General features: G+C 68.3%; 22 protein-coding genes. 7 read left to right on the forward strand and 15 right to left on the reverse strand.

The annotated features are described in order from the left end of the window. Positions 1–12: 12 nt before the first annotated feature. The 5 genes from JYG32_RS22455 to JYG32_RS22475 all read right to left on the reverse strand — a co-directional run bounded on the left by JYG32_RS22455 (position 13) and on the right by JYG32_RS22475 (position 4,464). Complete coding sequence (locus JYG32_RS22455; protein WP_213267019.1) at positions 13–1,206, reverse strand: pyridoxal phosphate-dependent aminotransferase; 1,194 nt, start codon at positions 1,204–1,206, stop codon at positions 13–15. A gap of 53 nt (positions 1,207–1,259) precedes the next feature. After that, complete coding sequence (locus JYG32_RS22460; protein WP_213267020.1) at positions 1,260–1,955, reverse strand: ABC transporter permease; 696 nt, start codon at positions 1,953–1,955, stop codon at positions 1,260–1,262. 61 nt (positions 1,956–2,016) lie between these two features. Next, on the reverse strand, positions 2,017–2,733 hold the full coding sequence (locus tag JYG32_RS22465) for an ABC transporter permease (RefSeq protein ID WP_213267021.1): 717 nt from the start codon (positions 2,731–2,733) through the stop codon (positions 2,017–2,019). Between the two features lie 55 nt (positions 2,734–2,788). Further along, on the reverse strand, positions 2,789–3,586 hold the full coding sequence (locus JYG32_RS22470) for a transporter substrate-binding domain-containing protein (RefSeq protein ID WP_213267022.1): 798 nt from the start codon (positions 3,584–3,586) through the stop codon (positions 2,789–2,791). A gap of 71 nt (positions 3,587–3,657) precedes the next feature. Then, on the reverse strand, positions 3,658–4,464 hold the full coding sequence (locus tag JYG32_RS22475) for an ABC transporter ATP-binding protein (protein WP_174384232.1): 807 nt from the start codon (positions 4,462–4,464) through the stop codon (positions 3,658–3,660). Positions 4,465–4,702: 238 nt separating this feature from the next. On the opposite strand from JYG32_RS22475, the gene JYG32_RS22480 reads away from it, so the two are divergent. Beyond that, the gene (locus tag JYG32_RS22480) at positions 4,703–5,359 is read left to right on the forward strand and encodes a TetR family transcriptional regulator C-terminal domain-containing protein (RefSeq protein WP_249744846.1); all 657 of its coding nucleotides are present in this window, start codon (positions 4,703–4,705) and stop codon (positions 5,357–5,359) included. Between the two features lie 78 nt (positions 5,360–5,437). Here JYG32_RS22480 and JYG32_RS22485 read toward each other — a convergent pair whose 3' ends face one another. The 9 genes from JYG32_RS22485 to JYG32_RS22525 all read right to left on the reverse strand — a co-directional run bounded on the left by JYG32_RS22485 (position 5,438) and on the right by JYG32_RS22525 (position 14,434). Beyond that, the gene (locus tag JYG32_RS22485) at positions 5,438–7,039 is read right to left on the reverse strand and encodes a 5-guanidino-2-oxopentanoate decarboxylase (protein ID WP_213267023.1); all 1,602 of its coding nucleotides are present in this window, start codon (positions 7,037–7,039) and stop codon (positions 5,438–5,440) included. 52 nt (positions 7,040–7,091) lie between these two features. Next, on the reverse strand, positions 7,092–7,730 hold the full coding sequence (locus JYG32_RS22490) for a MarC family protein (protein WP_213267024.1): 639 nt from the start codon (positions 7,728–7,730) through the stop codon (positions 7,092–7,094). Between the two features lie 64 nt (positions 7,731–7,794). Further along, positions 7,795–8,769 (reverse strand): electron transfer flavoprotein subunit alpha/FixB family protein, encoded by a 975-nt coding sequence (locus JYG32_RS22495; RefSeq protein ID WP_213267025.1) that lies wholly within the window; start codon positions 8,767–8,769, stop codon positions 7,795–7,797. Positions 8,770–8,785: 16 nt separating this feature from the next. Further along, positions 8,786–9,535 carry an electron transfer flavoprotein subunit beta/FixA family protein gene (locus JYG32_RS22500; RefSeq protein ID WP_213267448.1) on the reverse strand — a complete coding sequence of 250 codons (750 nt, stop codon included), beginning with the start codon at positions 9,533–9,535 and terminating at the stop codon, positions 8,786–8,788. 28 nt (positions 9,536–9,563) lie between these two features. Beyond that, positions 9,564–10,292 carry an NAD(P)H-dependent oxidoreductase gene (locus tag JYG32_RS22505; RefSeq protein ID WP_213267026.1) on the reverse strand — a complete coding sequence of 243 codons (729 nt, stop codon included), beginning with the start codon at positions 10,290–10,292 and terminating at the stop codon, positions 9,564–9,566. Positions 10,293–10,325: 33 nt separating this feature from the next. Beyond that, complete coding sequence (locus JYG32_RS22510) at positions 10,326–11,120, reverse strand: ABC transporter permease (protein ID WP_213267027.1); 795 nt, start codon at positions 11,118–11,120, stop codon at positions 10,326–10,328. A gap of 21 nt (positions 11,121–11,141) precedes the next feature. Then, on the reverse strand, positions 11,142–12,017 hold the full coding sequence (locus JYG32_RS22515; protein ID WP_174383916.1) for an ABC transporter permease: 876 nt from the start codon (positions 12,015–12,017) through the stop codon (positions 11,142–11,144). A gap of 25 nt (positions 12,018–12,042) precedes the next feature. Next, positions 12,043–13,152, reverse strand: a complete 1,110-nt coding sequence (locus JYG32_RS22520) for an ABC transporter substrate-binding protein (RefSeq protein ID WP_213267028.1) — start codon at positions 13,150–13,152, stop codon at positions 12,043–12,045. A gap of 115 nt (positions 13,153–13,267) precedes the next feature. Beyond that, on the reverse strand, positions 13,268–14,434 hold the full coding sequence (locus JYG32_RS22525; protein ID WP_213267029.1) for an ABC transporter ATP-binding protein: 1,167 nt from the start codon (positions 14,432–14,434) through the stop codon (positions 13,268–13,270). A 144-nt stretch (positions 14,435–14,578) separates the two neighbouring features. Between JYG32_RS22525 and JYG32_RS22530 the strand changes: the two genes are divergently transcribed. From JYG32_RS22530 to JYG32_RS22545, 4 genes are read left to right on the forward strand one after another with little or no spacing between them, the layout of a single operon-like run. After that, the gene (locus tag JYG32_RS22530) at positions 14,579–15,367 is read left to right on the forward strand and encodes an enoyl-CoA hydratase/isomerase family protein (protein WP_213267030.1); all 789 of its coding nucleotides are present in this window, start codon (positions 14,579–14,581) and stop codon (positions 15,365–15,367) included. Between the two features lie 3 nt (positions 15,368–15,370). Next, the gene (locus JYG32_RS22535; protein WP_174383912.1) at positions 15,371–16,528 is read left to right on the forward strand and encodes an acyl-CoA dehydrogenase family protein; all 1,158 of its coding nucleotides are present in this window, start codon (positions 15,371–15,373) and stop codon (positions 16,526–16,528) included. A gap of 50 nt (positions 16,529–16,578) precedes the next feature. Beyond that, entirely contained in the window at positions 16,579–18,708 is a 2,130-nt protein-coding gene (locus tag JYG32_RS22540; protein ID WP_213267031.1) for an acetate--CoA ligase family protein, read from the forward strand. A 10-nt stretch (positions 18,709–18,718) separates the two neighbouring features. After that, the gene (locus JYG32_RS22545; RefSeq protein ID WP_213267032.1) at positions 18,719–18,901 is read left to right on the forward strand and encodes a hypothetical protein; all 183 of its coding nucleotides are present in this window, start codon (positions 18,719–18,721) and stop codon (positions 18,899–18,901) included. Between the two features lie 52 nt (positions 18,902–18,953). Here the strand turns inward: JYG32_RS22545 and JYG32_RS22550 are convergent, their stop codons facing one another. Next, positions 18,954–20,084, reverse strand: coding sequence for a porin (locus JYG32_RS22550; RefSeq protein ID WP_213267033.1), 1,131 nt, complete (start codon positions 20,082–20,084; stop codon positions 18,954–18,956). Positions 20,085–20,347: 263 nt separating this feature from the next. On the opposite strand from JYG32_RS22550, the gene JYG32_RS22555 reads away from it, so the two are divergent. Then, on the forward strand, positions 20,348–20,926 hold the full coding sequence (locus JYG32_RS22555) for a thioesterase family protein (protein ID WP_213267034.1): 579 nt from the start codon (positions 20,348–20,350) through the stop codon (positions 20,924–20,926). An 18-nt stretch (positions 20,927–20,944) separates the two neighbouring features. Then, on the forward strand, positions 20,945–22,432 hold the full coding sequence (locus tag JYG32_RS22560; RefSeq protein WP_213267035.1) for an aldehyde dehydrogenase: 1,488 nt from the start codon (positions 20,945–20,947) through the stop codon (positions 22,430–22,432). The last annotated feature ends 29 nt before the right edge of the window (positions 22,433–22,461 follow it).

Below are 22,461 nucleotides of genomic sequence, written 5' to 3' on the forward strand. Positions count from 1 at the left end.
ATTCACGACGATTCACGACGACGAATGCGAACCAGCGCCGAGACTTGCGACGAAGGCGGCGATGCGCTCGCACGCGTCGGTCAGTCGCGCGTCGTCGACGACGAAGCCGAAGCGCACGAAGCCCGACGCGCTGTCGCCGAACGCGCTCGCGTCGAGCAGCGCGACCTGCTTCGCGCGGAACAGCCCCCACGTGAATGCATGCGCGTCCAGCCCGGTGCCGCGCACGTCGACCATCATGAACATCCCCGCCTCCGGCAGCAGGCAGCGCAGCCCCGGCACGTCGCGCAGGCGCGCGTACGCGAGATCGCGGCGGCGCCGGTAGAGTTCGCGCATGTCCGCGACGATCGCGGCCCGGTTGTCGAGCGCGGTGACGGCCGCCTGCTGGATGAAGCCCGGCAGCCCGTACAGCATGCACAGCGCGAGCCGCTCCGCATGCTCGATCAGTTCCGTCGGGCCGATTGCCCAGCCGACCCGCCAGCCCGGCATCGCATGCGATTTCGACAGGCTGCCGAGCGTCACCGTGCGCTCGGCCATCCCCGGCAGCGACGCGATGCTGACCATGTCGCGCTCGAACGTCAGCGCCGCATACACCTCGTCGGACACGACCCACAGATCGCGCTCGCATGCGAGCCGCGCGATCCGTTCGAGGTCGGTACGCGGCATCACGACGCCGGTCGGGTTGCATGGCGTCGCAAGGAAAATCGCCTTCGTGCGCGGCGTCACGGCCGCTTCGAGCGCATCGAAGTCGAGATGAAAGCCGCGCGACGCATCGACCGGCACCGGCACGAGCGTCGCGCCCGACGCACGCACGCTCGCCTCGTAGGTGAGGTACATCGGCTCCGGCACGATCACCTCGTCGCCCGCCTCGCACAGGCACATCGCCATCGCGAACAGCGCGTTCTGCGCGCCGGCCGTCACGATCACGTGCTCGGGGCCGACCGCCTGCCCCGACGCTTGCGCGTGCTCGCGCGCGATCGCCGCGCGCAGTTCGGCACGGCCGCGCACTTCGCTGTAGTGCGTGTCGCCGCCGCGCAGCGCGGCGACCGCGCGCTCGACGATCACGTCGGGCGTCGCGAAATCGGGATCGCCGACGCTCAGGATGATCGCCGGCTCGCCAGCGGCGACGGCCTGCTGCGCCGCGTAGTGAATGTCCCATGCGGTCGTGCGCTTGCCCTGCAGGCGATCGACCAGCTTCGAATAGTTCATGCGTCCTCCATCGCGCGGCGCTCGCCCGGCCGCCGCGCCGTCAGTGGGTTCATTCAGCGCGGCATGCGCACGGGCACGCGCCGCTCGAGCCGGCCGAACGCGCGCTCGATCACGAACGCGAGCGCGACATAGATCACCGCGATCGCCAGCAGCGGCTCGTAGGTCCGCAGCGTCTGCGCGCGAATGTAGTTCGCGGCGCCGAGCACGTCCATCACCGCGACCGTCGACGCGAGCGCCGTCGATTTCAGCAGCATCACGGTCTCGCCGGCCAGCGTCGGCAGCAGGATCTGGATCGCACGCGGCAGCCACACGCGGCGCGCGATCATCGACGGGCGCATCCCCATCGCGCGCGCGGCCTCGATCTCGCCCTTCGGCACGCCGCGCAGGCCCGCGCGCAGCACCTCGCCGACATACGCGCCGACGCTGATCACGAGCGCGAACGCGACATACCAGAAGCCGTCGCGCAGGAACGGCCAAAACACGCTGTCGCGCAGCGCGGGCCAGCCCGCGAACAGCGAGCCGACGCCGTAGTAGATCAGGTAGATCTGCACGAGCAGCGGCGTGCCGCGTATCACCTCGGTGAAACCCTTGCTGACGCGCGCGACGACCGGGTTCGGCGACAGTCGCGCGAACGCGACGGCGATCGCGAGCCCGAAGCCGAATACGGCCGAGATGACGAGCAGCTTGACGGTGGTCAGCACGCCGAGCAGCAGCAGCGCCCCGTAGGAGGACAGTACGCTCAGATCCATGACGTCGATCCGGTTCGATGGGAAAGTGAGTGGGAAGGCGTGCGGGAAAGCGCGGCGCGGCTCACGATGCCGGCATCCAGCGGCCGAAGCGGCGCTCGATTTCGCGGAACAGCACGCCGGACAGCGACGTGATCGCGAAATACACGGCCGCCACCATCAGGTAGTAGTGCAGGTACTCGCGCGTCGAGCCGGCCGCCTGCTTCGCGGTGTAGAGCAGCTCGCTGTAGCCGACCACGCTGATCAGCGCGCTGTCCTTCACGAGGATCAGCCACAGGTTCGCGAAGCCCGCCAGCGCGTACGGCGCCATCGCGGGCAGCGTCACGCGCCGGAACACGAGCGCCGGCCGCGCGCCGAACGCGCGGCCGGCATCGATCTGCCCGTACGGGATCGCGAGGATCGCGCCGCGGATGATCTCCGCCGCGTACGCGCCCTGCACGATGCCGAGCACGATCACCGCCGCCGCGAAACCGTTGACCGCGACCGGCCCGATGCCGATCGCCGTCATCAGCAGGTTGATCGCGTCGGTGCCCGCGTAGTAGAGCAGCAGGATCAGCAGCAGTTCGGGCACCGCGCGGCACAGCGTCGTGTAGGCTTGTGCGATCCGTTCGAGCACACGCACGCCGGACAGCTTCGCGGCGGCACCCAGCAACCCGAGCACGATGCCGACGACGAACGCGCCGAGCGAAATCTCGAGCGTCACGCCCGCGCCCTGCAGCAGCGCGACGCCCCAGCCGTCCGGGTCCATGCCCAGGTAGCGCACCCATCCCCAACCGTCCATGCCGCCTCCTCGTCCGTGCTTGCGCTCGTGTGCCGGTATTCCCGTATCCGCGCGATCAGTGCGGCCAGAGGTCGATCGGGAAATACTTCTTCGCGATCTGCGCGTACTTGCCCGACGCATGCAGTTGTTCGAGCGCCTGGTCCATCTGCTGCTTCAGCGGCGCATCGGCCTTGCGCATCCCCGCGCCGACGCCGTAGCCGAAGATCGCCGGATCCATCTTCACGCTGCCGGGGCCCTTCAGCTCGAACGTCGAGCCATCCTTCGACTTCAGGAAATCGAGGATGCCGAGCTGGTCGAGATATATCGTGTCGATCCGGCCCGCGACGAGGTCCGCGTTGCAGTCGTCCTGCGTGTTGTACAGGCGCACCGTCGCGCTCTTGCCGTACGCCATCTTGATGAACTCGGCGTTCGCGGTGGAACCCTGCACGCCGATCACCTTGCCCTTCAGGCCGTCGGGCGTCAGCGTGAGCTTCGTGTTCTTCGCGCCGACGAAGGTGCCCGGCGTCTCGTAGTACGGCCGCGAGAACGCGATCACCTTCTGGCGTTCCGGCGTGATCGACATCGAGTTGAAGATCACGTCGATCTTGTCGCTGAGCAATGCCGGGATGATGCCGTCCCACGCGACTTCCTTGATCTCGCACTTCGCCTTCATCTGGTCGCACAACGCGCGGATCAGGTCGGCCTCGAAACCGCTCCACTGCCCGGTCGGACTCTTCATCAGGAACGGCGGATACGGTTCGGCGGCGACGCCGAAGCGGAGCACGCCCGACGACGCATGCGCGGAACCGAGCGGCGCGAGCGCCGCGACGACGAGACTGAACAGGCACAGCAGACTGCGTACGACGCGTTTCATGGTCGGACTCCTTGCAGGAAAGATACGGATCGGGCGGGCCGGCCCGCGCGCTCGCGGGCGGCTCCCGTGGTTCAGTGGTGCTGCCGGTGCGCGTTGACGAACTGGCGGCAGCGTTCGCTCTGCGGCGCGTCGAAGATTTCCGCCGGCGTGCCGCTCTCCTCGACGCGCCCCTGGTGCAGGAACAGCACCTTGTTCGACACGTCGCGCGCGAACGCCATCTCGTGCGTGACGAGAATCATCGTGCGGCCTTCGCACGCGAGATCGCGGATCACCTTCAGCACTTCGCCGACGCGCTCGGGATCGAGCGCGGAAGTCGGCTCGTCGAACAGCATGACTTTCGGCCGCATCGCCAGCGCACGCGCGATCGCGACGCGCTGTTGCTGGCCGCCGGACAGGAAGGCCGGATAGACGTTGCGCTTGTCGGCCAGGCCGACGCGTTCGAGCAGTTGCTCGGCGCGCGCGATCGCTTCGGCGCGCGGTTCGCGCAGCACGTGCACGGGCATCTCGATCACGTTCTCGAGCACCGTGCGGTGCGCCCACAGGTTGAAGCTCTGGAACACCATGCCGAGCCGCGTGCGGATCCGCTCGACCTGGCGCGGATCGGTCGGCACCGTGCGCCCCTTGCGGTCGACCTTCAGCCCGATCTCCTCGCCGTCGACGACGATGCGCCCCCGGGTCGGCGTCTCGAGCAGGTTGATGCAGCGTAGCAGCGTGCTCTTGCCCGATCCGCTCGCGCCGATCAGCGAGATCACCTCGCCTTCGTGCGCGCTCAGCGACACGCCCTTCAACACTTCCAGTTCGCCGAACCGCTTGTGCAGATCTTCCACCTGCACGCGTTCCTCGACGTTCGCTTTCACGCTCTCCACCCGCGCCAACATGCTGTCTCCTGTGTCGAATTCTCACGCCCGTCCCGCGCGGGATCGCGGCGTCTTGTTGAATGGCCGACCAACCTCATGCGGAGTCGAGTATAGGCTCTGTTGAACAGTGGTTCAACAGTTTTAAAAAAATCCGGAGCAAGGGTTTTCGCGGGTTTCGCGACGCTTTCACTACCGTAATTGAACAAGCGTCCGGCACTCCCCTATAATCGGTTCCATGACGATTCCGTAAGGTCAACACGTGAAAAAGACTCCTGGCACGGCACCGGTTCAGGCACGCAGCCGCGGCATCAGAGAAACACCCGCGGTACGTCAGCAATCGATCATCGACGCGACGATGCGCTGTATCGCGCGCTACAGCTATTCCGAGACCACGATCGACCGCATCTGCGCGGAAGCGAAGGTATCGCGCGGGCTGATCAATCATCATTTCCAGTCGAAAGACGAACTGATGGCGCAGACCTACAAGCGGCTCGCGACCGACCTGCTCGACGTGTCGCGCGCGGCCGCCGCGAACGCGACAGGCCCCGAGGAAAAGCTCGATGCGATCATCAAGGTGTGTTTCGCCGCGCCGGTGTTCGCGCCGAAGAACGTGAAGGTATGGCTCGGCTTCTGGAGCGTCGCGCACAGCGACCCGGTGATCCGCAAGGCGCACAAGGAGTTGTACAGCGGCTACCGGCAAGCGTTGAAGAAGCTGTTCGACCAGATCGCGGAAGTGCGCGGCAGCACCGTCGACAGCGATCTCGCCGCACTGACGCTGACGGCCGTGATCGACGGCTTCTGGCTGGAGCTGGCGCGCGACCCGACGTCGTTCACCGCGGAAGACGCGCTGACGAGCTGCCTGCGCGTCGTCGATACGTTCCTCCCGCCGCCGAAGACGGCCCGCAAGCGGGCATAACGGGCATAACGCGCGCAAGCGCCGCCGGGCAACCGGCGGCAGGAACGACGGCCTCGCACCGCGAGGCCGTTCGCGCTTTCAGGCCGCGCGGATCTCGATCAGGTACGGCGCGTCGTGGGCAGCCGCTTCGCTCAGCGCACCGGCCAGCGATGTCCCCTCTTCGACCCGCTGCGCGCCCCATCCGTACGCGCGCGCGATCGCGACGAAATCCGGCGTGTGCAGATCCACGCCGACCGGCTCGACGCCGCCGTCGACCATCGCGCGCTTGATCTCCCCGTACCCGCCGTTGTTCAGCAGCACGACGATCACGCGCGCGCGATGCTCCACCGCGGTGCCGAGCTCCGCGAGCGTGTACTGGAACCCGCCGTCGCCGGCCACGCAGACGACCGGACGCGACGCGTCGCCGATGCTCGCGCCCACGGCGGCCGGCAGCCCGTAGCCGAGCGAGCCGAATCCCACCGACGCGTTGAACCAGCTGCGCGGGCGCGGCGCCGCGAAACCGACGTTGCCCGCGTAGACGATGCGCGTCGAATCGCCGACGATCGCCGCATCGGGCAACGCGTCGCGCACGCTGTCGAGCAGCGCGAGGTCGCGCCGCATCTCGTCGTTCAGTTCCTGCTGCGCCGCCGCGCGGCACCTCGCCGCGCGTTCGATGCCGTCGCCGTCCGTGCGCGCGGGCGCATCGGCCGGCCAGATGCGCCGGAGTGCGCGCACGGTTTCGCCGACGTCGCCGAGCAGCGGCAGCGCGGGCACCGCGTTGCGGCACAACTGCTGCGGATCGATGTCGATCCGCACAAGCGGCGCGGGCATCGCGAAGCTGCGCGTCGCGTACAGATCGTAGTCGGTCGGCCCCAACTCGGTGCCGAGCGCAACGATCAGGTCGCTGTCGCGCATCAGCGCGCGCACCGCGTCGCTCGACGCCGACCACGCGATGCCGAGCGGATGCGCGGGCGGCAGCACACCGCGCCCGTTGATCGTCATCACGACCGGCGCGTCGAGCGTTTCCGCGAGCCAGCGCACGTCGTCGGCCGCGTCGAGCGCGCCGCCGCCCGCGAGGATCAGCGGCGCGCGCGCGGCAACCGCCTTCGCGCGGAATGCGTCGATGCCGTGGGCCGACGCGGGGCCCGGCGCGATGCGCGGCGGCGCGGCCGGCACGGGCGGCAATGCAGCGGCCGGCGCCGCGAGCACGTCGAGGGGAATCTGGATATGCACGGGGCGCGGGCGGCCGCCCGAAAACACCGCGAATGCGCGCGCGATCGCCTGCGGCAGCGCGTCGGCGCGCGGCACCGTGTAGCTGAACGTGGCGACGTTTTCCGCGAATGCATGCTGGTCCGGCAATTCGTGCAGATGGCCGTTGCCCGAACCGATGTCGCCGGACGCGTTGACGCTCGAGATGACCAGCATCGGAATCGAATCCGCATAGGCCTGCGCCATCGACGTCGCGATGTTGGTCATGCCGGGCCCGGTGATCACGAAACACACGCCGGGCTTGCCGGTCGCGCGCGCATAGCCGTCCGCCATGAAGCCGAGGCCCTGCTCGTGGCGCGCGCTCACGTGACGCAGCGCGCTGCCGGCCAGGCCGCGGTACAGCTCGATCGTATGCACGCCGGGAATGCCGAACACCGTATCGACGCCGTAGGCGGCGAGCAGGTCGACGAGGTACATGCCTACTGTTTTCATAAGGGTTCCATGGTTCAGGACAGGTTTCAGGATCGTACGCCGGCCGCTGCCGTCAATGCGCGAGCCCCGGCAACAGTTCGCGGACACCCTGCGCGAGCATCTGGAACGCGATCGCGGTCAGCACGATGCCGGACAAGCGCTCGACCAGCGTCCGACCGATCTCGCCGAGCCGGCGGCACCACGACGCCGAGCACGCATACGTGAGCCCGATCACGCAGGCATGCAGCACGCAGGCGGCGCTCAATGCCAGCAGGTCGGCCGGCGTATGGAAGCGCGTCGCGGTCGTGATCACGAGCGACATCACCGCGCTGCCGATCGACAGCGGGAAGATCAGCGGCACCGCGATGTAGTTGCGCCATTGCGCATACTCGAGCCGCGTGTCGCCGCCGCTGCGCTCGTCGTTCGCCGTCCCGCGCATCATCGGGATCGACCACAGGCACAGCACGAGGCCGCCCGTCAGCGTCAATGCGCCGAGCGTCAGGCCGAGCATGCGCAGCAGGAACTGCCCGCCCCATACCGCGCCGACCATCAGCGTCGCGATCCACGCGAACAGCCTGAACGCGATCTGCCGCTGCGTTGTGTCCGGGAAATGCCCGGTGACCGCCGCGTACATCGGGATCGCGACGGGCGGACAGAACAGCGTCAGCAGGCCCGTCAGGAACAGCAGCACGTCGCTCGACGTCAGGGTCATCGTTCGCACTCGGATGCGGTCGGGTGGATGAGAGGCGCAATGGCATCGCGATTGCGGTTCGCCGTCAGCCGAGTTCGGCGTGGAGTTCGGGGACCGTCGAGAACAGGTCGCCGACGAGGCCGTAGTCGGCCACGCTGAAGATCGGCGCTTCCGGATCCTTGTTGATCGCGACGATCACCTTCGAATCCTTCATGCCGGCGAGATGCTGGATCGCACCCGAGATGCCGACCGCGATGTAAAGCTGCGGCGCGACGATCTTGCCGGTCTGGCCGACCTGGTAATCGTTCGGCACGTAGCCGGCGTCGACTGCCGCGCGCGATGCGCCCAGTGCGGCCGACAGCTTGTCGGCCAGCGGCTCCAGCACCTTCGTATAGTTCTCGCCGCTGCCCAGACCGCGGCCGCCCGACACGATGATGTTCGCGCTGGTGAGTTCCGGACGGTCCAGCTTCGTCACTTCACGGCTCACGAACCGCGACACGCCGGCATCGGCCGCTGCTTCGATCTTCTCGATCGCTGCGCTGCCGCCTTCGGCCGCAACCGGATCGAAACCCGTCGCACGCACCGTGACGACCTTGACCGGGTCGCTCGACTGCACCGTCGCGATTGCGTTGCCGGCGTAGATCGGGCGCTCGAACGTATCAGCCGAAACAACCGCCGTGATCTCGGAGATCTGTGCGACATCCAGCTTCGCGGCGATACGCGGCGCGATGTTCTTGCCGTAGGCCGTCGCCGGCGCGAGGATGTGCGAGTAATCCTTCGCGATGTTCATTACCGTCGCTTCGATGTTCTCGGCCAGGCCTTCGGCCAGTTGCGGCGCGTCGGCCAGCAGCACCTTCGCAACACCCGCGATCTTTGCTGCTGTGTCTGCAGCCGCTTGCGCGTTGTGGCCCGCGATCAGCACGTGAATGTCACCACCGACGAACTTGCCAATCTCGGCCGCCGCTGCAATCGTGTTCAGCGTCGCCGCCTTGATCGACGCGTTGCCCCCCAAGGGGGCTTCCTTCGGGGCGTCGTACTCTGCAATTACCAGAATCGTCATTTCTTTGCGCTCCCTCTTACAGCACCTTGGCTTCGGTCTTCAGCCTCTCGACCAGCGTCTTCACGTCCGGCACCTTCACGCCGGCTGCGCGCTTCGGCGGCTCGACCACCTTCAGCGTCTTCAGACGCGGCGTCACATCCACGCCCAGGTCTTCCGGCTTCACGATTTCCAGCGGCTTCTTCTTCGCCTTCATGATGTTCGGCAGCGTCACGTAGCGCGGCTCGTTCAGGCGCAGGTCCGTGGTGACCGCGGCAGGCAGTTGAAGCGACAGCGTTTCCGCGCCGCCGTCGACTTCGCGCGCAACCGTCGCGCGGCCGTCGGCGATCACCACCTTCGACGCGAACGTCGCTTGCGGCAGGCCTGCCAGCGCGGCCAGCATCTGGCCCGTCTGGTTCGAATCGTCGTCGATCGCCTGCTTGCCGAGGATCACGAGCGAAGGCTGCTCCCGGTCGACCAGCGCCTTCAGGATCTTCGCGACGGCCAGCGGCTCGACGCTGTCGTTCGACTCGACGAGGATTGCTCGATCCGCGCCGATCGCCAACGTCGTGCGCAGCGTTTCCTGCGCCTGCGTGACGCCCACCGACACGGCGATCACTTCGGTCGCGACGCCCGCTTCCTTCAGGCGCACGGCTTCCTCAACGGCGATTTCGTCGAACGGGTTCATCGACATCTTCACGTTCGCGATGTCGACACCCGTGTTGTCCGACTTCACGCGGACCTTCACGTTGTAATCGACCACCCGCTTCACTGCCACCAGTACCTTGATGCTCATTCATCCCCCGGAATCGAATCGTTCAGTCCTGCGCGGCTTCCTGCGGCGCACGTTCGCGTGGCCGCATGTCGCCGTCGAAATCGTCGAGCGTCGGAAACGCCATCGGCTCGAGCCGGTCGAGCTGCGCCAGGTAGGCGTCGTACCGTTCGAGCACGGCCGCGCGCTCGGCGTCGCCGATATACGGCACGTGATAGCCGACGAACGACGGCAGCACGTCGAAACCCGCATAGCCGAGCGTGCCGCGCAGCACGTGGCGCAGCATCAGGTCCATCTCGCCGTGCACGCCGTCCGCGCCGAACATGTAGTCGCGGCCGCCGCACGTATAGGCGAGCAGCGCGCGCTTGCCGCGCATCCCGCCGCGATCGTAGAAGCGCGCGCCGCCGTATACCTTGCCCGACACGAGCACGCGGTCGACCCAGCCCTTCATGATCGCCGGCATCGAGCACCAGAACAGCGGGAAACTCAGGATCAGCAGATCGCACGCGACCAGCTTGTCGAGTTCGGCGGCGATGTCGGGCGCGATCGCGTGCGCGGCGACGTTTTCGCGCTGCTCCAGCGCATAGACGAGATAGTCCGGATTCTTCCGCACGCCGAAATCGGCCGCGCTCGCGACCGGGTTCCACTGCATTGCGTACAGGTCGGACACCGTCACGGTATGCCCCTGCGCTTCGAGCGTGCTCACCGCGCGGTGCAGCATCGACGTCGTGAACGACTGCGGTTCGGGATGGGCGTGAACGATCAGGACTTTCATGGTGCTTTTTTTCTCCGCAACATAACGTTGAAATCAGACGGACCCGGCCGCGCGCCTGCGCAGCAGCGACAGGCCGATCGCGACACAGGTGGCGGCCAGCAACAGCGTGGAGACCGACGCGATCGCCGGATCGACGTTCTCGCGCATCCCGTCCCACATGCGGCGCGGCAGCGTGTAGACGCCCCGGCTCGAAATGAACAGCGTGACGACCAGTTCGTCCCACGACAGGATGAACGCGAACACGGCCGCCGACAGCACGCCGGGCCGGATCGACGGCAGGATCACGTAGCGCAGCGTCTGCGACAGGTTCGCGCCGAGGCTGCGCGACGCCTGCTCGATCCGCAGGCCGACCGTCGCGAGCGATGCGGATACCGCGACGACCACGTAAGGCACCGACAGCACGACATGCGACAGGATCACCGCCGGATAGCTGTCGAGCATCCCGAGCTCGCCCCACAGCCGGTAGAACGCGAGCGCCGACACGATCGGCGGCACGATCAGCGGAAACAGGATCACGCCGCGCACGAGCTCGCCGCGCCGCGATGCGACCTTCCACAAGCCGATCGCACACAAGGTGCCGAGCGTCACCGAGAGCGCCGACGAAACGAGCGCGATCAGCCCGCTCTGCAGGAAGCTCGACACCCAGCCGTCGTCATCGAGCAGCACGCGGTAGTGCCGCAGCGACAGCGCGCCGTCCGGCATCGACAGGTAGTCGCTCGGCGTCAGCGACACGGGCACCGACACGAGCAGCGGCAGCATCAGGAACAGGATCGCGGCCCATGCGATGCAGATCACCAGCGCGCGTCCGGCCGTCAGTCTGGTCTTCATCTTCGATTCCTCCGGTCGGATTCAGCGCGCGCCGAACAGCTCGCGCAGGTCGACGAAACGCGCGAGCAGCGCGAGCGCGGCCAGGATCGACGCGAGCAGCAGCGACGCGAGCGCCGCCCCGCTGCCCCAGTTCATGAGCTGCAGGATCTGCGTGCTGATGTATTCGGCGATCATCACCGTGCGGCCGCCGCCGAGAATCACCGGCGTCACGTAGAAGCCGAGCGAGAAGATGAACACGAGGATCGCCGCGCCGACGATGCCCGGCCGCGTCTGCGGGAAATACACCTTGCGGAACGTGACGAGCGCGCCCGCGCCGAGCCCCTGCGACGCGCGCGCGAGCTGCGGGTCGATGCCTTTCATGTTCGCGTATAGCGGCAGCACCGCATACGGGATCATGAAGTGGATCATCCCGATCACGACGCCGATCTCGTTGCGCATCAGCGGCAGCGGCGCGTCGATCAGCCCGATGCGCATCAGCAGCGTGTTGACGAGCCCCTGCTCGCCGAGCAGGAACAGCCACGAGAACGCGCGCACCAGCACCGACGCCCAGAACGGCACGAGCAGCCCGAACATCAGCGCCATCCGCTGGCGCGGCCCGACGTGCGCCATCGCATACGCGATCGCGTAGCCGAGCGCGACCGAGCACACGGTCGTGACCGCGCACACGCGCAGCGTCGTCCACAGCACGCGGTGCACGCCGTGGTTTTCCAGCAGCCGCGCGTAGTTGTGCAGGCCGGGTTCCGGTACCGCGAAGCCGAGCCACAGCACGCGCACGAGCGGATACACGTACAGCACGATCAGCACCGCGAGCAGCGGCACGACGAGCAGCCAGTAGCGGTCGGCTTTCGCGCGGCCGAGCGGGGCGGCGCCCGCGACAGGGGAAGACAGGGTATTCATCGCGTCACGCTCACGAGGCCGCGGCTTAGGACGACATCAGGTCGGTGTACTGCGCGAGCGTCGCTTCGTAATGCTGCGCCCACCACTCGGGATTCACCTTGCACTGCTTCGCCCAGTTCTCGGGCGTGCCGGGATTGTCCGCGCGCAGCGCCTGCGGCACGGCGGCCGTCGCGGCCGGCGTCACCGGCCCGTTGCCGAGCAGCGACAGCAGGCGCACCTGCGGCTCGACGCCCTGCACGAACTTGATGAACTGCCAGACGGCGTCGCCCGACGGATTGTTCTTCGGCACGCCCCACACGTCGCACGACGCGAGCCCCTGCTCCCACGTATAGCGGAACCGCCCGCTGCTTTCGCGCTGCAGCACGTTCGCGCGCGTATGCCAGATACACGCCATGCTGACTTCGCCGTTGCGCAGCAGTTGCAGGCTGTCCGCACCGGAATCCCACAGCAGCAGGTTCGAGCGCAGTTCCTTGAGCTTCTTCAGCGCGCGCGGCACGTCGATCGGGTAGACCTTGTCCTTGTCGACGCCGTCGGCCATCAGCGCGGCCTCGAGCGCGCCGCCCATCCACTTCCACAGCCCGCGCTTGCCCGGAAACTTGCCGACGTTCCAGAAATCGGCCCAGTTCCTCGGCGGATTCGCGCCGAACTTGCGCGCGTCGTAGACGAGCACGTAGCTCAGCAGGTACGACGGCACGCCGAAATCCGATGCGAGCCCCGGCAACGCATTGCGGCCGACGACCGAATATTCGATCGGCCGCAGGAACCCCTGCTTGCCGAGCTTGATCGCCGCAAAGCCGTCGAGATCCATCACGTCCCAGATCACGTTCCTGTTCTCGACCATCGCCTTGATCTTGCCGTCCTCCGGCGACGAGTCGTAGCCCATCCTGATCCCGCTCGCCTTCGTGAACGGGTCCATGTAAGCGGAGCGGAACGCGGAGCGCGCCTCGCCGCCCCACGCGCTGAGCACGATCTCCTTCGGATTCGCGGCCAGCGCATCCTTCGCGCCCGCCGCCAGTAGCGTCGGCGCGAGGCCGGCGGCCGCGCACAGCCGGAGGAAGTCGCGGCGGCGCTGCGATGTCGCGGTTTGAAGCTCGCGCGCTTGGTCGAGCAGGTCCTGCAGACAGCGGTTCGTCATGGTGTCTCCTCCAGGCTGGACAGCGCCCGCACGCGTCTCGTCGTTTCCGGGCACCGGTGAATCGGCCGGCGACGACGGCGCTCGCCGCGTCGCGCGGGATGCATCGTGCGCCGCGTCAGTCCGACGCGATCCGGCACGTGGCGTCGCGCTCCCACTGCACGAACACGTCCATGCCGGTGCGCGGCGACGCGAGCCCGCGCCATGCGGGCACGTCGGCGGTCACGCAGCCGAGCGCCGCGGTCTCGATCTCGAAGCGGTACGACGAACCGAAATAGCTCCAGTGGCGAATCCGGCCGGCCACTTCGTTGTGCGCGCCGCCGCACGATGCCGCCGACACGCCGACCTTCTCCGGCCGCAGCGCGAACAGCAGCGTGTCGTCCGGCCGCGCGCCGCACGCGGGCGCGACGAAACGCGCATCGCCGACGCGATAGTGCGTCGCCGCGGCATCGCCGCCGAGCGCGACACCTTCGATGAAGTTGCTCTTGCCGAGGAAATCGGCGACGAAGCGGTTGGCCGGTTGTTCGTACAGCCCGTCAGGCGTACCGATCTGTTCGAGCCGGCCGTCGCGCATGATCGCGATACGGTCCGACATCGACAGCGCTTCCTCCTGGTCGTGCGTGACGAACAGGAACGTCGCGCCGAGCCGCTCGTGCAGTGCCTTGAGTTCGACCTGCACCTCGCCGCGCAGCTTGCGGTCGAGCGCGCCGAGCGGCTCGTCGAGCAGTACGAGATCGGGATCGAACACCAGCGCGCGCGCGATCGCGACGCGCTGCTGCTGGCCGCCGGACAACTGGCGCGGCAAACGGCTCGCGAGATGGCCGAGCCGCACCAGATCGAGCGCGGCCTTCACGCGCTTCACCGCGTCGGGCCCCTTCTGCTTGCGCACCATCAGCGGATACGCGACGTTCTGCTCGACCGTCATGTGCGGAAACAGCGCATAACCCTGGAACACCATCCCGAAATTGCGCTTCTCGGGCGGCAACGCGACGATGCTGCGGCCGCCGACGCGCAGGTCGCCGGTGCTCGGGTGCTCGAACCCCGCGACGATCGTCAGCAGCGTCGTCTTGCCGGAACCCGACGGCCCGAGGATCGTCAGGAATTCGCCGTGCGGAATGTCGAGCGTCGTTTCCCGCAGCGCATGCACGCTGCCGTAGCGCTTCGACACGCGGTCGATCTGCAGGCCCGCGCCGCTCGCCGTGCGCCCCGCCGGTTCCGCACGAACCGCATGCGCACCGGGCCTGCCCTCCTCCACACCTGCCGACGTCTCCATCACCGCGCTCATCGTGTGTCTCCTGTCGACTCACAATTGGGTTGAACGTTCATTTAACAGAACTTATACTATGCCGAAATGCGGTTCGCAAGTAGCGGCGACCCTTGCCGGCTCTGACACAACACGACACCCAACACCAAGGAGACAGTGATCAGCATGCGCATCGAGGACATCCGAATCGAACGGCACGACGGCGTCGTGACCCTTCGCCTGAACCGCCCGGCGAAGCGCAATTCGCTCGCGCGGCCGCATCTCGACTTTCTTCGCGACACGCTCGACGCGCTCGCGAACGACCCGGCCGTGCGCTGCCTCGTGCTGACCGGCACGGGCAGCGCGTTCTGCGCGGGCGCGGACGTCGACGAATGGGCCGAGGCCGAGCGCAACGGCGAACTCGACACCTACGGGTGGAGCGAGCGCGCGCACCGGTTCGTGCAAGCGCTGGCGGCCTTTCCGCGCCCCACCGTCGCGGCGCTGAACGGCTCGACGGTCGGCGCGGGCACCGACATCGGCTTCGCCTGCGACTTCCGCATCGCGAGCACGGCCGCGACGCTGCGCTGCGGCTATACGGGAATGGGCTACAGCCCCGACATGGGCGGAAGCTGGTTCCTGCCGCGTCTCGCGCGGCCCGACGTCGTGCGCCGCTTCATCTTCCTGAACGAACGCTGGAGCGCGCAGGACGCGCTCGCGGCCGGCCTCGTGTCCGAAGTCGTCGACGCCGACGCGTTCGCGCAGCACGTCGCCGCCTTCGCCGCGCGTCTCGCGCAAGGGCCGAGCGTCGCGTTCGGGCATGCCAAGGCGCTGCTCGCGCAGTCGCTCACGCACACCCTCGCCGAGCAGTTGTGCGGCGAGCTGGCAGCCTGCGTCGCTTGCGGTCACAGCGAGGATGGCAAGGAAGCACTTCGCGCGTCGGTCGAGGGGCGCGCACCTCATTTTGTCGGGAGATGATTCATGGATTTTTCGCTGACCCATGAGCAGGAAATGCTGGTGTCGTCGCTGCGTCAGTTCGTCGAAAAGGAACTGCAGCCCCATGAATTCGCGGTCGACCGCGCGGACGACGTGCCGCCCGAACTCGCCGATTCGATCCGCCGCAAGGCGATCGAGCTCGGCTTCTACGCGTTCAACATGCCCGAAAGCGCCGGCGGCCCGGGCCTCGACTACGTGACGCAGGCACTCGTCGAGCGCGAGCTCGGTCGCACGAGCTGGGCGCTGCACGTGTTCGTCGCGCGGCCGAGCAAGATCCTGATGGCGTGCAAGGGCGACCAGATCGAGCGCTACCTGAAACCGGCCGTGCGCGGCGAGCGCGTGGACTGCTTCGCGCTGACCGAGCCGGGCGCCGGTTCCGACGCGATGGGCATCCGCACGCGCGCGGTGCGCGACGGCGACGACTACGTGATCAACGGCAGCAAGCACTTCATCAGCCACGCGGATACGGCCGATTTCGTGATCCTGTTCGCCGTCACCGGCGAGGAGGAGGTGCGCGGCCAGAAGCGCAAGCGCGTGACCTGCTTCCTGATCGACAAGGACACGCCGGGGATGACCGTGCGGCGCGGCCCGCACTGCACGAGCCTGCGCGGCTACCACCAGTCGGAGATCTTCCTGACCGACTGCCGCGTCAGCACCGCGCAGATCCTCGGCGAAGAACATCGCGGCTTCGATCTCGCGAACGACTGGCTGACCGCGGGCCGCGTGATGGTCGCGGCCAACAACATCGGCCGCGCGCAGCGCGCGTTCGAGATGGCCGCCGAATGGGCGGCGACGCGCCAGCAGTTCGGCAAGCGCATCGGCGAATTCCAGGGCACGTCGTTCAAGCTCGCCGACATGCAGACCGAGATCCGCGCGGCGGAACTCGTCACGCTGTACACCGCGCAGAAGCTCGACCTGGGCACGATGACCGACGGCGACGCCGCGCTCGCGAAGCTGCTGGCGACCGAAACGCTCGGCCGCGTGACCGATCACGCGGTGCAGATCTACGGCGGCATGGGGCTGATGGACGAACTGCCGATCGAGCGCTTCTGGCGCGATGCGCGCATCGAGCGCATCTGGGAAGGCACGTCCGAGATCCAGCGGCATATCCTGTCCAAGGAAATCCTCCGACGCTACAGCTGACGCGAACCGCCGCGCCGGCACGTCCGGCGCGACTTCCGAAAGGACTTTTCATGACCTCCTCTCCCGCAGTCAGGGATCGCCGCGCCGCCGCCGCGGCCAACCTGCGCCGGCTGCTCAAGCCGGCCAGCATCGCGTTCGTCGGCGGACGCGGCATCGCGGGCGCCGTGCAGCGCTGTCGCGACTACGGTTATGCCGGCGACATCCGGCTCGTCAACCCGCACCATGCCGAGATCGACGGCGTGCGCTGCCATGCGAGCGTCGCCGACCTGCCCGCCGCGCCCGATGCCGTATTCGTCGCAGTGCCCGCGCGGCAGGCGATCGACGTCGTGCGCGCGCTCGCCGAACGCGGCGCGGGCGGCGCGATCGTCTACGCATCGGGTTTCTCCGAGACCGGCGCCGACGGCGCCGCGCTGCAGCAGGCGCTCGTCGACGCGGCCGGCGACATGGCCGTGCTCGGGCCGAACTGCTACGGGCTGATCAACGGCCTGAACGGCAGCGCGCTGTGGCCTGTCGCGCACGGCGCGCCGCGCGTCGAATCGGGTGTCGCCGTGATCACGCAGAGCGGCAACCTCGCGTACAACCTGTCGATGAGCGCACGCTCGGTGCCGTTCGCGTACCTCGCGAGCGTCGGCAACCAGGCCTCGGTCGACGTCGCGCGCCTCGTCGACGCGTTCGTCGACGATCCGCGCATCCGCGCGATCGGCGTGCATCTCGAAGGCCTGAAGGACGTGCGCGCGTTCAGCGAGGCCGCCGCACGCGCGCTCGCGCGCGGCGTGCCGATCGTCGCGCTGAAGAGCGGCACGTCGACGCTCGGCGCGCAGCTCGCGATGAGCCACACGAGTTCGCTCGCGGGCTCGGACGCGCTGTACGACGCGCTGTTCCGGCGGCTCGGCGTGATCCGCGCGAAGGATCCGGTCGGCCTCGTCGAGACGCTGAAGCTGCTCGCGATCGCCGGCGTGCCCGAGCGCCGCACGCTGGCCGCGCTCGCGACGTCCGGCGGCGACGCGGGGCTCGTGGCCGACCTCGGCGAAGCGCGCGGCATCGCGTTCCCGCCCGTCGGCGACGCGGGCCGCGACGCGCTCGGCCACGTCCTGCCCGCCTACGCGACCATCGCGAACCCGCTCGACTTCACGACGACGCCGTGGGGCGACCCCGACAAGATGCGCGCATGCTGCGACGCGCTGCTGGCCGATCGCCCGGGCGCGGCCGCGATGATCCTCGACTATCCGCAGGAAGCGACCGGCGAACGGCCGCTGTGCGACATCGCGGCCGACGCGTTCGCGGCGTCCGCGCGCCAGCACGGCTTGGTCGGCGCGGTCATCTCGGTGTTTCCCGACCTGACGCCGCCGGATCACGCGGCGCGCATGGCCGCAGCCGGCATCGCGCCGCTGCAGGGGCTCGCCGACGGGATCGACGCGATCGGCGCGGCCATGACCTACGGCGACACGCGCCGCCGCCTGCTCGATGCCGATGCGCTGAACGCGCTGCCCGTGTTGCGGGCCGGCCATGGCGGCGACCGCGCCGCCACGCTGCACGACGAATGGGCGAGCAAGCGGATGCTGGCCGCGCACGGGCTCGACGTGCCGCCGGCCGAATGCGTCGCACCCGCCGACGCGCCGGCCGCCGCGCAGCGGCTCGGCTTTCCGGTCTGCGTGAAGGTCGTCAGCGATCGCCTGCCGCACAAGACCGAGGCCGGTGCGGTCGCGCTGAAGCTCGCGTCGCCCGAGGCCGTCGCCGCCGCGGTCGGGCGGATGACCGAGCAAGTCGCGCGTTATGCGCCCGACGTGCGCGTCGAGCGCATCCTCGTCGAGAAGATGGCCGACGCGCCGTTGCTCGAACTGATCGTCGGCGTGAAGCGCGAGCCGAACTTCGGACTCGCGCTCGTGCTCGGCGCCGGCGGCGTGCTGGTCGAGCTGATCCGCGACACCGCGACGCTGCTGCTGCCCGTACGGGAAAGCGACGTGCGCGATGCACTGCTCGGGTTGAAGCTCGGGCCGCTGCTGACCGGCTATCGCGGGCGGCCGAAGGCCGATCTCGACGCCGTCGTCGCGAACGTGATGGCGATCGCGCGCTTCGCGCAAGCGCACGCGGATACGCTCGTCGAGCTCGACGTCAACCCGCTGCTCGCGATGGAACACGGCGCGGTGGCGGTCGATGCGCTGGTGAGACTCGACACCTGAGACATCGGGCATGAAGCGCACCGGCCCGCTCGCGCATTGCGCGGGCGGGCCGGATGCCGCCGCGCGGCGCGGCGCTCAAATCACCTCCCCGGGATTCATCAGCGCGAGCGGATCGAACGCGCGCTTGCGCCGGTGTATCGCGGCGATCTCCACATCGCTGCGCGAGCAGCGACGCCGCCGCCGTTCCGGATGAATCGTGGAAAGCCGACAGGGCCGGCCATCGCCGGCCCATGAAGCAAAACAACTCAGAAGTTATGCCGCATGCCGACGCGTGCGGCGGCCTGCGTGCGGCTCGTCGACGGCGCGAAGCTGTAGCCGATCACCGCGTCGACGCCGTTCGACGCGCGCATCCAGTCGACGGCCGCATACACGTCGGTGCGCTTCGACAGCGCGTAGTGCGCACCCAGCGCAACCTCGTGCCAGTGATGACCTTCGAACGTCGTGTACTGGTAGCCCGCGACGAGCGACAGCGGCGCGGCCGCCTGGTACAAGCCGCCCGCCTCGTACACGCGCATCGTCGACGATTGCCCGTAGCCCTTGAACGTCGTGTTGCTGAAGTCGGCGCTGAGCGTCAGCTTGCCGAGCACGTACGATGCGCCGATCCCGAAGATCGACTGCGAATTGATCGCGAACGGTGTCGAGTCGTGCAGATCGGTGACGGCGCCCGTCGCCGGATCGACGGTCGCGACCGTCTGCCCGAGCATCGTCGTCACGCCCATCTGCGCGTACGGATCGAGCGCCGCGAGCCCGCGCGGCGAATTGAGCCGCGTATAGTTGCCGCCCGCCGAGAAATCGCCGTGCGTGTAGGTCGCGCCGACGCTCCACGCGCTGCCGTCGTGGAAACTGCCCGCGTCGTTGCTGAACGAATACATGCCGCCGACCACGAGCCCGTGGAAGCTGTTGCTGACGAACTTCACCGCGTTCTGCAGGCGGTCGCCGCTCTGGCGGTCGAAATCGCCGAGATGCACGCCATAGCCGCTGCCGAACGCGCTGACGTTGAACGCCGCCGTGAAGTCGTACGCGAAGTCGTACTGGTTGCCGAACGTCAGCGTGCCCCAGTCGTTGCCGAGCCCCACGTAGGCCTGGCGCCCGAACATCGCGCCGCCCTGGTTCAGCTTGCCCGTGCCGAGCCGGAAGCCGTTCTCGAGCTTGAACACGGCCTTGTTGCCGCCGCCGAGATCCTCGGTGCCCATCAGGCCGACGCGGTTGCCGTACGACACGCCGTCGTCGAACAGGTACGCATGCGCGCCGCCCGCATTGTTCACATAGGTGATGCCGCCGTCGATGATCCCGTACAGCGAGACGCTGCTCTGCGCGTGCGCATAGCCGTGGACCATCACCGACATCATGCCGGCCAGCAGGAAGCGTTTCTTCATTTCCGGTGTCTCCAGTTTCCGCGCGACGCGGATCGATTGTCGTTGTTCGAGAAAGACCGCTCGCCTGCTTCGCTTCGGCATCGCGGCGCTGGCGAGTATAGGTTTCGTTGAATGAATGTTCAATCGATTGATGGTGCAACCGGCACCGGTGTTTACACGCATCGGCAACTTCTTTATTGAAAAAACGTTCAACCCGTAATAACATCGACCGTCAGCCCCGCGGACGACGTGCGGGCCCGTTCCGAACCTCGGGAGTGCACCGGATGACGAACCACCTCAGCCCCGCCGCCGAGCCGCGCCTGCGCTCGGCCTACGAAGGACAGAAGTCGCGCCCGTACGACCCGCGCGCGCCGATCGCGACGCCGCTCGAACTGCACCGCTGCACCGTGCAGCCCGAATGGGTCGACTACAACGGCCACATGAGCGAATCGTGCTACCTGCTCGTGTTCGGCGACAGCAGCGACGCGTTCTTCCGCTACTTCGGCATCGACGACGACTATCGCGAAGCCGGCTGCTCGATCTATTCGGCGGAGACGCACATCCGTCACCTGCGCGAAGCGATGCTCGGCGAACCGCTCAGGCTCACGCTGCGGCTGCTCGATGCGGACGACCGGCGCCTGCACGTGTTCCATTCGATGCATCACGCGACAACCGGCGCGCAGCTCGCGACCGGCGAACAGTTGCTGACGCACGTCGACATGCGCACGAAGCGCTCGACGCCGTTTCCCGCCACGATGCGCCGGCATCTCGACGCGATTCACGCCGAACATGCGCGCGCGCCGCGCGAACCTCACACGGGCCGCGCGATCGCGATCCGCCGCCCCGCCCCCGCTTCACGCTGAACCACGACGGAGCCTTCCATGCAGACGAACGACGCCAGGCGCACGCGCGCCGGCCAACTCGAGATCGAATCCCGCGCCTTCGTGGACGGCGCGTTCCGCGACGCGCACGACGGCACGACCTTCACGTGCACGAGCCCGATCGACGGCCGCGTGCTCGCGCAGGTCGCGCATTGCCGGCAGGCCGACGCCGACCTCGCGGTCGCGGCCGCGCGGCGCGCGTTCGAGCACGGCGCATGGCGCGGCGCGACGCCGCGCGAACGCAAGCGCGTGCTGCTGCGCTGGGCCGCGCTGATCCGCGAGCACGCGGACGATCTCGCGCTGCTCGAAACGCTCGACACCGGCAAGCCGATCGCCGATACGATCGCGGTCGACATTCCGTCCACCGCGTACTGCGCCGAGTGGTTCGCGGAAGCGATCGACAAGACGGGCGGCGAAGTCGTGCCGGCCGATGCGCATCTCGTCGGGCTCGTCACGCGCGAGCCGATCGGCGTGGTCGCCGCGGTCGTGCCGTGGAATTTCCCCGCGATGATCGCGATGTGGAAATGCGCGCCCGCGCTCGCGGCCGGCAACAGCGTCGTGCTGAAACCGTCGGAGAAATCGCCGCTGAGTGCGCTGCGGCTCGCCGCGCTCGCGGCGCAGGCCGGGCTGCCGGCCGGCGTGCTCAACGTGCTGCCGGGCTTCGGCGACGCGGGCGAGGCGCTCGCGCGCCATCCGGACGTGGACTGCATCGCGTTTACCGGCTCGACCGCGGTCGGCCACAAGGTCGCGCGCTGCGCGGCCGATTCGAACCTGAAGCGCGTGTGGCTCGAACTCGGCGGCAAGTCGCCGCAGATCGTGCTGCCCGACTGCCCCGATCTCGACCGCGCGGCGCGCACCGTCGCGCATGCGGTGTTCTACAACACCGGGCAGATGTGCACGGCCGGCTCGCGCCTGCTCGTCCATCGCGCGATTCGCGACGAGTTGGTCGCACGCGTGCTCGCGATCGCCCCCGAATATGCGCCCGGCGACCCGCTATCGCCCGACACGCGGATGGGCAGCCTGATCGACGCGGCGCAGGTCGAGCGCGTGCTCGGCTACGTCGATGCCGGCCGCGACGAGGCGACGCTGCTGGCGGGCGGCAAGCGCGCGCGTACCGCAAGCGGCGGCCAGTACGTCGAGCCGACCGTGTTCGACTGCCCGCGCGCCGACGCGCGGATCGTGCGCGAGGAGATCTTCGGGCCCGTGCTCGCGGTCACCGCATTCGACGATCTCGATACGGCCGTCGCGCTCGCGAACGACACGCGCTACGGGCTCGCGGCATCGGTGTGGACGGCAAACCTGACGACCGCCCACGAAACCGCGCGCCGGCTGCGGGCCGGCACGGTGTGGGTGAACGGCTACGAGGAAACCGACGACATGAACTTCCCGTTCGGCGGCTTCAAGGAGTCGGGCAACGGGCGCGACAATTCGCTGCACGCGCTGGAGAAATACACGGAACTGAAGTCGACGATCATCCGGCTTCGGTAAGACGAACGCTGCGCTCGCGGGCAGGATCG

Origin of the sequence: Burkholderia pyrrocinia (assembly GCF_018417535.1) — a bacterium.
Classification (GTDB): domain Bacteria; phylum Pseudomonadota; class Gammaproteobacteria; order Burkholderiales; family Burkholderiaceae; genus Burkholderia; species Burkholderia pyrrocinia_E.